This is a genomic window from Burkholderia vietnamiensis LMG 10929 (assembly GCF_000959445.1).
Lineage (GTDB): Bacteria > Pseudomonadota > Gammaproteobacteria > Burkholderiales > Burkholderiaceae > Burkholderia > Burkholderia vietnamiensis.
This window is the reverse complement of record NZ_CP009630.1, coordinates 449150-462122: the sequence shown is the minus strand read 5'-3', so window position 1 is coordinate 462122 and position 12973 is coordinate 449150. Positions and strand designations below refer to the sequence as shown.

The 12973-nt window shown below is 67.8% G+C and carries 10 protein-coding genes; 3 read left to right on the top strand and 7 right to left on the bottom strand.

The features are described 5' to 3' along the window. Positions 1-26 precede the first annotated feature (26 nt). Entirely contained in the window at positions 27-920 is an 894-nt protein-coding gene (gene blaPEN-bcc / locus AK36_RS02425) for a PEN family class A beta-lactamase, Bcc-type (protein WP_045577773.1), read from the bottom strand. A gap of 116 nt (positions 921-1036) precedes the next feature. On the opposite strand from blaPEN-bcc, the gene penR reads away from it, so the two are divergent. Further along, positions 1037-1927, top strand: coding sequence for a beta-lactamase transcriptional regulator PenR (gene penR, locus AK36_RS02420; protein WP_011882714.1), 891 nt, complete (start codon positions 1037-1039; stop codon positions 1925-1927). A 507-nt stretch (positions 1928-2434) separates the two neighbouring features. Here the strand turns inward: penR and AK36_RS02415 are convergent. From AK36_RS02415 to mreB, 3 genes are all read right to left on the bottom strand, one after another. After that, positions 2435-2689 (bottom strand): hypothetical protein, encoded by a 255-nt coding sequence (locus tag AK36_RS02415; RefSeq protein ID WP_011880668.1) that lies wholly within the window; start codon positions 2687-2689, stop codon positions 2435-2437. Between the two features lie 98 nt (positions 2690-2787). Then, positions 2788-5013 carry an amylo-alpha-1,6-glucosidase gene (locus AK36_RS02410; RefSeq protein WP_045577772.1) on the bottom strand — a complete coding sequence of 742 codons (2226 nt, stop codon included), beginning with the start codon at positions 5011-5013 and terminating at the stop codon, positions 2788-2790. A gap of 147 nt (positions 5014-5160) precedes the next feature. Next, entirely contained in the window at positions 5161-6195 is a 1035-nt protein-coding gene (gene mreB / locus AK36_RS02405; RefSeq protein WP_034195446.1) for a rod shape-determining protein, read from the bottom strand. A gap of 271 nt (positions 6196-6466) precedes the next feature. Between mreB and AK36_RS02400 the strand changes: the two genes are divergently transcribed. Then, positions 6467-8920, top strand: coding sequence for a patatin-like phospholipase family protein (locus tag AK36_RS02400; protein WP_045577771.1), 2454 nt, complete (start codon positions 6467-6469; stop codon positions 8918-8920). Between the two features lie 12 nt (positions 8921-8932). On the opposite strand, the gene AK36_RS02395 is transcribed toward AK36_RS02400, so the two are convergent. Together AK36_RS02395 and AK36_RS02390 are read right to left on the bottom strand one after the other, a co-directional pair. Further along, positions 8933-10063, bottom strand: coding sequence for an ATP-binding protein (locus AK36_RS02395; protein ID WP_045577770.1), 1131 nt, complete (start codon positions 10061-10063; stop codon positions 8933-8935). A gap of 67 nt (positions 10064-10130) precedes the next feature. Continuing rightward, positions 10131-10841 (bottom strand): response regulator, encoded by a 711-nt coding sequence (locus AK36_RS02390; protein WP_011880673.1) that lies wholly within the window; start codon positions 10839-10841, stop codon positions 10131-10133. A 220-nt stretch (positions 10842-11061) separates the two neighbouring features. Between AK36_RS02390 and AK36_RS02385 the strand changes: the two genes are divergently transcribed. Beyond that, a complete protein-coding gene (locus AK36_RS02385) occupies positions 11062-11976 on the top strand; it encodes a glutaminase (protein ID WP_011880674.1) in 915 nt (304 codons plus the stop codon). 422 nt (positions 11977-12398) lie between these two features. Here the strand turns inward: AK36_RS02385 and AK36_RS32475 are convergent, their stop codons facing one another. Beyond that, positions 12399-12602 carry a hypothetical protein gene (locus tag AK36_RS32475; protein ID WP_126220594.1) on the bottom strand — a complete coding sequence of 68 codons (204 nt, stop codon included), beginning with the start codon at positions 12600-12602 and terminating at the stop codon, positions 12399-12401. Between the last annotated feature and the right edge of the window lie 371 nt (positions 12603-12973).

The window sequence follows — 12973 nt, the reverse complement described above, 5'->3', positions numbered from 1 at the left end:
TGCCTCGATCGCCGCCCCCCCGCCCGTCACGCGAATGTCGCGACCGCGATCCGCGCCGCCGCGGCGATCACGTTCTCCTTCGCCTTCGCATCGGCGCGTGCCTGCGTGTAGTACACGGTCAGCACGATCGGCGCGCGCGACGGCAACCACACGACGCCCGCGTCGTTCGTCGTTCCGTAGTCGCCGGTGCCGGTCTTGTCGGCGACCTGCGAACCGGCCGGCACGCCCGCGCGAATCCGCTTGTCGCCGACCTTGTTGCCGCGCATCCATGCCACCAGTTGCGCACGCTGCGCGGGCGGCAACGCGTCGCCGAGCGTGAGCGCGCGGATGCTCGCGGCCATCGCCGCGGGCGTCGTCGTGTCGCGCAGGTCGCCCGGCAGCGCCGTATTCAGCGCGGTTTCCCAGCGATCGAGACGGAACGTGTCGTCGCCGATCGAGCGTGCATACGCGGTCACGGCCGCCGGGCCGCCGATCAGCTTCATCGCCAGGTTCGCGGCCGTGTTGTCGCTGTACTGGATCGCCGCCTCGCACAGCTGCGCCACCGTCATCCCGGTGTCGACATGCCGGCCCGACACGGGCGAGGAGTTGACGAGATCGGCCTGCGCATACGTCACGCGCTGCTGCAGCAAACCGGGATGCTCGACGCTCCGCGCGAGCACCGCCGCGCCGAGCATCGCCTTGAACGTACTGCAGAACGGAAAGCGCTCGTCAGCGCGATGCTGCGCGCGCCGGCCGCTCGCGGTATCGATCGCGCATACGCCGAGGCGGCCGCCCGCCGCCCGCTCGAGCGCGGCGAACGTCGCGGCGGACGCGATGTCGGGTGCGGCGGCCGACGGCGCCGCGCACGCGCCGACGGTCACGACGAGCGGCGCCGATGCCGCGGCCAGCAACAAGGTTCGACGTTGCGATGAGTAGGTCATGTCATGTCTCTCGTGGTGGAATGGATGCAGAACGGCCGGCCGGCGAGACAGCACTATCGTGACTTTACGTTTGTCCGACAAGCAATGATAATTGGGCGCTGACAAAAGAATTTCTTATGACAAAGCTCCGTCCTCGTCTCCCGTTGAACGCGTTGCGCGCCTTCGAATCGTCCGCGCGCCACCTGAATTTCACGCGCGCCGGCCTCGAGCTGAGCGTCACGCAGGCAGCCGTGAGCCAGCAGGTGCGTTCGCTGGAGGAGCGGCTCGGCTGTGCGCTGTTCACGCGCCTGCCGCGCGGCCTGGGCCTCACCGACGAAGGGCGCGCGCTGCTGCCGGTGCTCAGCGACGCCTTCAGCCGGATCGAAACCGTGCTCAATCAGTTCGACGGCGGGCGCTTCCACGAGGTGCTGACGCTCGGTGCCGTCGGCACCTTTGCCATAGGCTGGCTAATGCCACGCCTGAAGCGGTTCGGCGAGACGCACCCGTTCGTCGAGCTGCGACTGCGCACCAACAACAACGTCGTCGATCTCGCCGGCGAAGGCCTCGATTTCGCGATCCGCTTCGGCGAAGGCAACTGGCCCGCGACGCGCAACGAGCGTCTGCTCGACGCGCCGCTCAGCGCGCTGTGCGCGCCGGACATCGCGCGGCGTTTGTCGCGGCCGGCCGATCTCACGAACGAAACGCTGCTGCGCTCGTACCGCACCGACGAATGGCTGGGCTGGTTCGACGCCGCGCAGGTCGAGCCGTGGACGGTCAACGGGCCGGTATTCGATTCATCGCGACTGATGGTCGAGGCCGCGATGCAGGGCGCGGGCATCGCGCTCGCGCCGGCTTGCATGTTCGCGCGCGAGTTGCAGCTCGGCATGCTGGCGCGGCCACTCGACATCGACGTGCGCGGCGGCGCCTATTGGCTCACGTCGCTGAAGTCGAAGCCGCTGACGCCCGCGATGCAGTTGTTTCGCGACTGGATCGTCGCGGAAGCGGCCGACGCCCCGCCGCACGAATGAGGCACGCGTGTTTGTCCACAGAAAATGTTGGCAAGGATGTGGATATCCTGGGTACCCGGCGCGTAACCCGTTGATCGGGCACGAATTCCAGGTGCCACGTGCGCATCGCGCATTGGCCGCCACAGGATCGAGGCGAACGCGGCCGATTCCGAACTATGAGGAATCTATCGCGTGACACTTATCCACAGATTTTGTTGGCAAACCTGTGGATATTCCGCCAAAGTGCCGCGCAAGCCACTGATGCAAAAGGGGATTTGGTAGATCGCGCGCCGCAGGTCAACGATGCGACATCGATTGGCACCTGTGCGTCACCTGTGCGGTGCCCGTTTCACGACCGTCCGACAAGTGTCCGATCGTGAGCCGGTTCTCCACAGATTTTGTTGGCAAGCGTGTGGATATCCTGCGCACCGCGCCGCTAACTCATTGAGCGCACGGGAATTTGTATGCACGGCGCTGGATCGGGCAGCGCCGGCGCGGGCAGCAACGCACGCGCCGGCACCGTCCGCGTCAATGCCGGTCGAGACCGCTGCGCAGCTCGCTCGCCTTGTCGCGCAGCGCCTCGTAGCCCGAGCGCGCATGTTCGGGCAGATCGGGGTCGCCGATCAGCGCACCGAGCGTCTCGATCAGGCTGAACAGAATGCCTTTCGCCGCGCCCGCCGCAATGCTCTGCGATTCGATCGACTTGTGCAGATGGTCGACTGCTGCTTCGAGATTTTCTAGCTTGTGCTCGTCCCGATCGTCGGGCCGGTTGTCCGTGGTCATCTTGGATGCCTCCGCCATAGTTAAAGGGTCATGTCGGGATTCTATGCCGCGGCGCGCGTATGTGGCACGACCTGGCTCAACGACGCGCCGCCCGGCCGCTACAGCACCGCGACCACCTTCACGCGCCCGGACCGCTCGGCCGCCGCGACCACCTGCCCGTCGACGCGGCGGAACATCAGCGAGACCGTCTCGTCGCCGACGCGCAGTTCGTCGATGCGCAGCCAGTCCACCCCTTCCGGCAGCGCCGGGCGCTCGACGCGCACCTCGAGACGCGACGCGTCGACGCTCACGCCGAGGCACGCCTGCAGCATCATGAACGGCGCGCCCGCCGCCCACGCCTGCGGCAGACACGCGACCGGATAGGCCGTCGGCGGCTCGCCGCGCCGGCGCGGGAAGCCGCAGAACAGCTCGGGCAGCCGCATCTCGAAGCTGACCGCTGCTTCGAACAACGCACGCAGCAGGCTCACTGCGGCCGTCTTGTCGCCATAGCGCGCGAGCCCGCGTGCGATCAGCGCATTGTCGTGCGGCCACACAGAGCCGTTGTGATAGGCCATCGGATTGAAGCGCGGCTGCCCGGCCGCGAGCGTGCGGATGCCCCAGCCGGTCTGGAACAGCGTCGAGCCGAGCACGCCGGCCACCGCCGCCCCGCGTTCGGCATCGGGCAAGCCGAATGCGAGCAGATGGCCGGCGTTCGACGCCAGCACGCGACACAGCTCGCCGTGCCCGTCGAGCGCGATCCCGTAGAAGTCGCCGTCCGGCATCCAGAACAGCGCTTCGACCTGCTCGCGCAGCGTTTTCGCGCGCAACGCGTAGCGCGCCGCATCGGCCGCATGACCGCGCCGATGCGAACACGTCGCCATCGCGTCGAGCGCCGCGCACGCATACGCCTGCACTTCGACGAGCGCGATCGGCCCGTCCGGGAAGCGGCCGTCCGCGTGGAACACCGAGTCGTGGCTGTCCTTCCAGCCCTGGTTCGCGAGGCCGCGCTCCGACGTGCGCTGATAATCGAGCAAGCCGTAGGGATTGCGGTCGCACTTGTCGATCACCCACTGCGCGGCGCGCTCGAGCGCGGGCCACAGCTCGTCGATCAGCGCATCGTCGCCGGTATGTTCGACGTAGGCGCCCGCGAGCACGATGAACAGCGGAGTCGTGTCGACGCCGCCGTAGTACAGCGCGAACGGCACCTCGCCGGTGGCCGCCATCTCGCTGCGGCGGAACTCGTGCATGATCTTGCCCGGCTCCGCGTCGCGAAACGCCGACGTCTCGCGCGCCTGATGCTCCGCGAGAAAGCGCAGCACGCCGCGCGCGAGCGACGGCTGCAGCCACAGCATCTGCAACGACGTGATGACCGCGTCGCGGCCGAACGGCGTCGAGAACCACGGAATGCCCGCATACGGGTACGGCCCGGTGTCGAGCTGTGTCGTGAGCAGGCCGAGATCCGCGAGCGAGCGGTCGAGCCACGCGTCGAACAGCGGGTTGCCGGTGTTCACGCGCGCCATCGATTCGCGTCGCGAACGCATCTCGCGGTGCACGCCGACGAGCGCGGTGCGCAGCGCGACGCGCCCGCAGCCGGGGCCTTCGCCGTCGTGCGCGGGGCCGAGCGTCGCGTCGACGGTCAGATAGATCGACAGGCACGCCTGGGCGGCGATCGTCAGCGTGTAGTCGGCACGATCGACCGACAGCGCGTCGGGCGCCGGCGAGAAATGCACGGTGACGTTGCGCTCGACGCCGTCGAGGCCGTCGTAGCGCAGCCGCACCGCGCCGTTGGCGACGCGCGGCGCGGCGACCGTGCCGCGCTTCGGGCGCTGCGTGCCGCGCACTTCGAACATGTCCTTGAAATCGGCCGCGAACGACAGCGACAGCGGCACCTCGGCCTCGCTCGCGCCGTAGTTGGTGAGCGTCAGCGCTTCGTACAGCACGTCGCCCGCGAGCACGCGCGTGCGTTCGATGTGGATCACGCCTTCGGGCGTCTCGTGGCCGCCGAGCGGCGGCAGCGGACGGTTCGTCAGATGCGCGGTGAACGACGCGTTGTCGGCGCTCGTCGCGCCCGACAGCAAGGACGGCGCGCGACCGCCGAAGGTCAGACGCCATGCGGACAGCACGCGCATGTCGTCGACGAACAGACCGTCGTCGCGGCCGCCGATGTCGCCGAGCGCATCGCTGACGACGAACGCGTCACCGGATTTGAGGACGTACTGATTGTTGCGTGCGAGCGCCTGCGGGTCGGCTTCGGGCGCGATGAACGCGGGACCCGACGCCCGGGCGGGAGAAACCGGCGCGACTTGCGGCGCCTGCGTCGTGGTGGCTTCGGCGTGATTCGGCATCGATGCTCCTGTGTCGAAACGCAACGCGCGGCGCGCGTCGCGTGTTTCGCACAGGATAGGCCAGAACGATGGATGTGCGCAGCGCGTGTGTGGCAGAGGCGCTGCGTGGGCGCGTGGGCGCGAGTGGCTGGCGTGGCCCGCCCGGCGTCAGTCCACCGGGCACATCGCGAGCCGCCCCATCGCCTCGCCCGCGCCGCGCACGGCACAGGTCGCGGGCTCGTCGGCGACGCGGGCGACCAGCCCCGTCTCGTCGCGCAGCAGGCGTTCGAGATCCGCGAGCAGCGCGCCGCCGCCCGTCAGCACCACGCCGCGATGCGCGATGTCGGTCACCAGTTCGGCCGGCGCGTTTTCCAGCACCGATTTCACCGCGCCGATCACCTGCTTGAGCGGCGCGGCGAGCGCGTCGGCCACGTCGTGATTGGACAGCTCGATCGAGCGCGGCAGCCCATCGCCGATGCCGCGTCCGATCGCGCGCGTCGACGTGCGCGGCACGGCGCTGGTGGCCGAGCCGATCGTCTGCTTGACGCGCTCGGCCGTCTGTTCGCCCAGCAGCACGCCGTACACGTTGCGCACGTAGTTGATGATCGCGGCGTCGAACTGGTTGCCGCCGACGCGGATCGCCTCGCGATACACGATGCCGCCGAGCGCGATCACCGCGACTTCGGTCGTCCCGGCGCCGATGTCGACGACCATCGAGCCGACCGGCTCGGTGACCGGCAGGCCCGCGCCGAGCCCGGCCGCGAGCGCTTCCTCGATCAGCGCCACGTCCGATACGCCGGCCGCGAACGCGGCTTCGCGCACCGCGCGACGCTCGACCGCCGTGGCGTCCGACGGCACGCACAGCGTGACCTCGACGCGCCGGCGAAAGCGCGAACGCGTGTGCGACATGTCGATGAAGCGGCGGATCATCTGTTCGGCGGCGTGCGCATCGGCGATCACGCCGTGCCGCATCGGCCGCACGGCCTGCAGATGCCCCGGTTCGCGCCCGAGCAGCGCCTTCGCCCGCTCGCCGACCGCTTCGAGGGTCGGACGCGCATCGGACATGCCGGCCTTGCGGAAGCAGACGACCGACGGCTGGTTCAGGACCACGCCGCGCTCGTGCGTATAAATCCGCGTACTCGCCGTTCCAGGGTCGATCGCAACGGGTTGCGCAAACAACTTTCCGAACAGCGGTGTCGACATATCAACCCTTTTCATGAACAAACCGGCCGGAACGGCCGGCCCGCATCGATGCGGCACGCATTTGCGGTCCCATCACGGACTTAGCGGCAAATCGTTCCGATACTTTAGGCAATTCTAATGATTTTTTTGCGACGAAATGACCGAAAACCCGGGCCGGCCGCCGCACGACTACGCGCCGAGCGCTCGCGCTGCGCTTGTAAAACACGGTAATCTCTCGGTCTTGCCTGCCCCCGGCAGGCTTCCGACGCCCGATCACGCCAGGTATTCCAACATGACAGCGCCTGCCTCCCTTCGCTGGCTCGCGGCGCGCCGGCTCGGCGCAACGCTCGTTGCGCTCTGGTGCTGCGCCGCCGCCGCGCAGCCCGTGCCGGCCGCCGACCCCGCAACGCGCGCCGCCCAGGCAGGCGCCGGCACGGCCGGCGCCGCTTCGGCCGCGGCCGTGGCATCCGCGACGATAGCGCCTGCAGCCGTGGCCGCCGCCGCGGCACCCGCCCCCACACCGAGCTGCACCGCCGACGGCGGTCCGGCCGGCCGCCCACCGGTCGGCCTCGTGCTGTCGGGCGGCGGCGCGCGCGGCTACGCGCACCTCGGCGTGCTGAAGGTGCTGGAAGACAACCGTATCCCGATCGACTGCATCGCGGCCACCAGCATGGGCGCCGTGGTCGGCGGCCTGTATGCGAGCGGGATGGCCGCCGATGAAATGCGCAAGCGCCTGTCCGAAGTGAACCTGACCGACATCGCGTTCGACGTGACCGACCGCGCCGACCTGCCGCAAAGCAGCCGCGAGGACGAGCGCCTGTACATCAACAGCCTGACGCTCGGGTTCGGCAAGAAAGGCGTGAAGGCGCCGGTCGGCCTCGTGCAGGGCAACCGGCTGCAGGCGCTGCTCGCCGACTGGACCGCCGCCGTGCCGACCAACCAGCCGTTCGACCGGTTGCCGATCCCGTACCGCGCGGTCGCGACCGATCTGCAGACGGGCCAGATGGTCGTGCTGGACCGCGGCTCGCTGCCGCTCGCGATCCGCGCGAGCATGGCGATGCCCGGCCTGTTCGCGCCGGCCGAGATCAACGGGCGCGCGCTGGTCGACGGCGGGCTCGTCAGCAACCTGCCGGTCGACACCGCGCGGCAGATGGGCGCGAAGGTCGTGATCGCCGTCGACATCGGCTCGCAGCTGCGCCCGCTCGACGCGCTCGCGTCGCCGGCCGACGTGATGCAGCAGATGGTCGGCATCCTGATTCGCCAGAACGTGACGTCGCAGCGCAAGCAGCTCGCCGCGCAGGACGTGCTGCTCACGCCTGACCTCGGCTCGCTGGCGTTCACCGACTTTCAGAACGCGAAGCAGGCGATCGCCGCGGGCGCGGCTGCAGCGACGGCCGCGCTGCCGCGCCTCAGGCACCTCGCGCTCACGCCCGAGCAGTACGCGGCGTACCGGTCCGCGCATGCGCAGCCGCTGCCGCCGCCGATCCGCATCACGCGCATCGAGATCAAGACGACCGGCGGCGTGCCGAAACGCGTCGTCAGCGATGCGCTGCACGTGAAGCCGGGCGACATCTACGATCCGGCGACCGTCAGCCAGGACCTGCTGCGGCTCACGACCGACGGCAATTTCGAAAGCGTGACGCAGCAGATCGTGAGCCACGGCGACGACAACGTGCTCGAGATCGATGCGCGCGAGAAATACTGGGGGCCGAATTTCCTGCTGTTCGGCGTCGGGATGTCGAGCAGCTCGACCGACGAAGGCGGCTTCCGCCTGCACGTCGGCTACCGGCGGCCGTGGCTCACCGAATCGGGCCTCGAATTCCGTGCGGATGCGACGATCGGCAGCGACCTGCAGTCCGCGCGCGTTGAGCTGCGCCAACCGTTGCCGGCCGCCTATGGCTTCTACATCTCGCCGTACGCGGAATATCAGCGCCGCTACGTGAACGTGTACGACAACACCGGCGAGGTCAAGCTGAACCAGTATCTGATGCAGACGGCGCGCGCCGGGCTCGACTTCGGGCTGCCGATCGCGCGGCTCGGCGACTTCCGGATGGGCATCGGCTACGCGACCGGGCACGGCTCGCCGAACTACAACCTGCCGCTCCCGTTCGAGGAGAACGGCTCGACGCTGATGTGGCCGAGCTTCACGTCGCAGGCGCTGACGGCGCGCGCGCGCCTCGTCATCGATCAGCTCGACGACCCGATGTTCCCGCGCCGCGGCTACTACACCGAGTTGCGCATCGAACGCTCGCTGTGGTCGCACAACAGCCAGTCGGCGGAGGATCTCGCAGATACGTCGAACAAGCCTTACACCGAGCTCTACGGCAAGGCGATGATCGCGCAGCAGTACGGCCGGCACAGCGTCAGCGCCACGCTCGAGGGCGGCAAGAGCATCGGCGGCACCAACCTGATCAACGCGTTCAACTTCACGCTCGGCGGCTTCCAGCATCTGGCCGCGTATGCGGCCGACCAGCTCACCGGCAACGAGCTCGCGTACGGCAACGTGACGTACATGAACCAGCTGATGACGTTCAACGCGTCGCCCATCAAGGCGCTGTCGGTGGGCGCGAGCGCCGAACTCGGCAACGTGTGGACCAGCGGCGTGAAAGTGGGCGGCAGCACGCTCAAGCAGAGCTATACGTTCTTCACGAGCCTGACGACCGCGTTCGGGCCGCTGTACATGGGCGTCGCGCTCGCGCCGGGCGGGCGGCGCAACATCTACCTGCAGCTCGGCCGCACGTATTGAAGGCGAAGGCGCTCAGATCGGCCAGCTGATCTCGAACCGCGCGCCGCCGAGCACGACCGGATCGACGACGGCGATCCGGCCGTTGTGCGCGTGCAGCACCTGGCGCGTGATCGCGAGCCCGAGCCCGTAGCCGCCGGTGCGGCGGTCGAGGCGCACGAACGCGTCGAAGATCCGTTCGCGGTCGTTCTCCGGCACGCCGGGGCCGTCGTCCTCGACGAAGATCGCGATGTTGCCGTGCTCGAGCGCGATGCCGACGACGATCCGCGCGTTCGCGTACTTGCTCGCGTTGCGCAGCAGGTTGCGCATCGCATACGACATCAGCCGCCGGTCCATCTTCACGCGCAGATCGGACGCGATCGCGATGCGCGACTCGATGGCGCGCTCCGGATACAGCAGCTGCGCGTCGCTGATCTGATGCTCGAACCACGCGACGGGCGCGGTCAGCTCGAGGTTCGACTGCAGCGAGCTGTATTCGAGCCGTGCATAGGTGAGGCTCATGTCGATCAGCTCTTCGAGTTCGGTCACGTCCTGCGCGATGCTGTCGAGCGCGCCGTAGTATTCGGCGGCGGAGCCCGGCTCGCGCAGCATCTCGAGCGCGAAGCGCACGCGCGCGAGCGGCGTGCGCAACTCGTGGGAGATGCCGTTCGTCAGGTCGCGCTGCGCGGCGATCAGCCGCTCCATGCGCATCGCCAGCGCATTCAGCGTGCGCGCGAGCGGGCCGATGATCACGCTGTGCGATTCGCGCGCGCGCGTGTTGAAGCGTCCGCCGGTGAAGTCGATCGCGCGCTCGCGCACCATCACGAGATCCGACCAGACCGGCCGCATCCAGCGGTAGGCGGCAAGCGCGGGCGCGGCGAGCATGAACGCGAGCACGATCCAGATGTCGCCCGGCAACGCGTCGAACGCATGCCATACGACCTGCGGCGACAGCACGAAGCACAGCGCGAGCCCCGGCACGAGCGCGGTCAGCAACACGAGGCCGAGCAGATGCAGGTAGGTGCGCACGTAGAGCCGCGACCAGCTCGGAATGCGGTCGGCGCGCGTGTCCGTCCATGCGCGGCGGAAATGCAGCCAGCGCCATTTGGCGTAGCGCAGCGGCGACAGCGGCGCTGCGTCGGGATGCGAGGAGTTGCGTCGGATCATCGCGGCTTCCGGCTATCGTGCGCTGCGCGGATGCGGCGGCCGACGGCGCAGCGGCGGCGGCGCGCCATCAGTCCCACGCATGCTTGCTGAACTGGTAACCCTTGCTGCGGATCGTCTTGATCCGCTGCGGGTTGCCCGCGTCGTCGTGCAGCTTGCGGCGCAGCTTCGAGATGCGGCCGTCGATCGTGCGATCGAGGCCGTCGAATTCGACGCCGCGCAGCTGCAGCATCAGGTCGTCGCGGCTGACGACTTCCCCGGCCCGGCACACCAGCACCCACAGCAGGTCGAACTCGGCCGACGTCAGGTCGGGCGAGCCGCCGCCCGGCAGCACGACCGAGCGGTCGGTGCGATCGATCGAGAACTGCCCGAACGTGTAGCGCTCCGGCTGCGCCGCCGCGCCTTCGATCGAGCGCGCCGGGACACGGCGCAGCTGTGCCTTGATGCGGGCGAGCAGGATGCGCGGCTCGACCGGCTTGTGCACGTAGTCGTCGGCGCCGAATTCGAGGCCGAGCAGTTCGTCGAACGGCTCGTCGCGCGCCGTCACCATGATGATCACGCCGTCGTACTGCTTGCGCGCTTCGCGGCAAATCTCGAAGCCGTCCTTGCCCGGCAGGTTCACGTCGAGGATGACGAGATCGGGGCGCGTCGACAGGATCGCCGGCACGGCGGCGTCGCCGTGCAGCACCGTGTCGACTTCATAGTCGTTCTTGCGCAGGTAGCCGGCGATCAGCGTGGACAGGCGGGTGTCGTCTTCGACGAGCAGGATGCGAAAGGACATGGTCAACGGTCGGAACATACGGGAGGACCGTACCGGCACCGGCTTGCGCGGATACCGGCCGGCGGCCGAAACGTACCGCATGATACTGCGCCCGCCGGTCGCACGTTGAGGCATCTTGAAAATAAGGGCGCCATGGCGGTCGCGCTTGACGAATCGGCGGCAAAACTGTTCCATACGGGCTCCCCGGAATTCGGGCCGTGCGCCCGCCCTGCTCCACGTGATGAACTACCAGCCGATTCTCGAACGCATCCACACCGAACTCGCCCCCTGGATCGGCCAGGGCCGCGTGGCCGACTACATTCCCGAGCTGGCGAAAGTGCCGGCCGACAAGTTCGGGATGGCCGTCGTGACGCTCGACGGCAACGTTTACACGGTCGGCGACGCGCGGGAGCGCTTCTCGATCCAGAGCATCTCGAAGCTGTTCGCGTGCACGCTGGCGTTCCAGCTGCTCGGCGACGCGCTGTGGGAGCGGGTGGGCCGCGAGCCGTCGGGCACCGCGTTCAACTCGCTGGTGCAGCTCGAAAGCGAGCGCGGCAAGCCGCGCAATCCGTTCATCAACGCCGGCGCGCTGGTCGTCACCGACGTGCTGTGCCGCCGTTTCGTGAAGGCCGAGACGGCGCTCGTCGAATTCGTGCGGCGGCTGATCGGCGCGACCGACGTGGATTACGATTCGCGCGTCGCGCTTTCCGAGCTTCAGCACGCGGAGCGCAACCGTGCGATGGCGCATTTCATGGCGAGCTTCGGCAACATGCAGATGCCGCCGGACACGGTGATCGACGCGTACTGTCGCCAGTGCGCGATCGAGATGAACTGCATCGAACTCGCGCAGGCCGCGCTGTTTCTCGCGAACGGCGGCGTCGCGCCCGTCACCGGCGAGCGGATCGTCGATGCGAGCTCGGCCAAGCGGCTGTCGGCGCTGATGCTGACCTGCGGCACCTATGACGCGGCGGGGGATTTCGTCTATCGGGTCGGGCTGCCGGCGAAGAGCGGCGTGGGCGGCGGGATCGTCGCGGTGCTGCCGGGGGAAATGGCCGTTTGCGTGTGGGCGCCGGGGCTCGATGCGAATGGAAATTCGTTGGCGGGGACGCTGGCTCTCGAATGGCTGACCACGTATTCGGGGCGGTCGATTTTTTGAGGTGGCGGGGACAAGCTCGCCTCAGCGGGCGCGACGGCGGCAGGTGAATATCGGTGCGCACCGGTGCGCTTAATAGTGGATTCGGCCATTGGCAGCGATTGAACCGTTTGAGTCGCTCAGTCAGCATCGGCGCCGTTCCCCAGCTTGGCCATTACGAAAGATTCACTTGCTGCGCTGCAGCCACCGACATTAGTAAGATCCGAATAGATGGATGGCGTGGTCTGGCAGTTCGTTGGGCGCGTAGCCCAAAGCTCGTAGGTTCAGATCCTGCCGCTATATAGTTCGGAGCCTTTCCGTTGATGCTGCACACCGTGGCGCGGTCGTCGCCGAAACCCTCCCCCCAATAGAAAAGAAACGACCCCCTCGTCAAGCAGCGGATCGTTTCCGAGCGTGCGTCATCGAAGGATTACGCAAGCTCTTTGTTAGTCGGCAATCCAACTCCACAGAGCGCCAACTGCTTTAGCCGCAACAATACCGGCGCCGACAGTGACTGCCGCTACGGCTACAACAGGTGCCTCGACTGGCAGGAGAGCAACTGCGGCCGCCCCCGCTGCCACTCCGGCAACCTGCTTTGCCGTCTTCTTCATATCCATATCATCGCTGTAATCGACTTGCGGAATGCTCAATTTTTTCTCCTTGCGTTATTGATCCACGAGTGCCTTTACTACTCAAATGGCCCCGACGTGATTAACGGCCTGCAGATCAAAAATCTTTAGAAAGTTGTGAGCATTTTCCCCGAGCACCGGCATCGACCGGGGCTTGGGCTCGGTGCAACAGACCTTACGTGGCTAGCCAGAGTGATTCAGCCTGACGGCGACGGCCGATAGACGATACCAAATGGGGTAAATGGCTGAAACGTGTCGAGCTTCAGCCATATGTCACAATCGAGCGAGCGTCGCTTCATGCCCGGCAACCGCCTGTGATACGCACAGACGTCCGTTTCCGCCGCCGAATCCGGTCGTCGAAGGCCGCGCGGCACTCACCCGGTTGATCGGCG

Excerpts from the sequence above, each read along its gene's own strand:
- blaPEN-bcc (WP_045577773.1), bottom strand. The coding sequence starts at position 920 with ATGACCTACTCATCGCAACGTCGAACCTTGTTGCTGGCCGCGGCATCG.
- penR (WP_011882714.1), top strand. The coding sequence starts at position 1,037 with ATGACAAAGCTCCGTCCTCGTCTCCCGTTGAACGCGTTGCGCGCCTTC.
- AK36_RS02415 (WP_011880668.1), bottom strand. The coding sequence starts at position 2,689 with ATGACCACGGACAACCGGCCCGACGATCGGGACGAGCACAAGCTAGAA.
- AK36_RS02410 (WP_045577772.1), bottom strand. The coding sequence starts at position 5,013 with ATGCCGAATCACGCCGAAGCCACCACGACGCAGGCGCCGCAAGTCGCG.
- mreB (WP_034195446.1), bottom strand. The coding sequence starts at position 6,195 with ATGTCGACACCGCTGTTCGGAAAGTTGTTTGCGCAACCCGTTGCGATC.
- AK36_RS02400 (WP_045577771.1), top strand. The coding sequence starts at position 6,467 with ATGACAGCGCCTGCCTCCCTTCGCTGGCTCGCGGCGCGCCGGCTCGGC.
- AK36_RS02395 (WP_045577770.1), bottom strand. The coding sequence starts at position 10,063 with ATGATCCGACGCAACTCCTCGCATCCCGACGCAGCGCCGCTGTCGCCG.
- AK36_RS02390 (WP_011880673.1), bottom strand. The coding sequence starts at position 10,841 with ATGTCCTTTCGCATCCTGCTCGTCGAAGACGACACCCGCCTGTCCACG.
- AK36_RS02385 (WP_011880674.1), top strand. The coding sequence starts at position 11,062 with ATGAACTACCAGCCGATTCTCGAACGCATCCACACCGAACTCGCCCCC.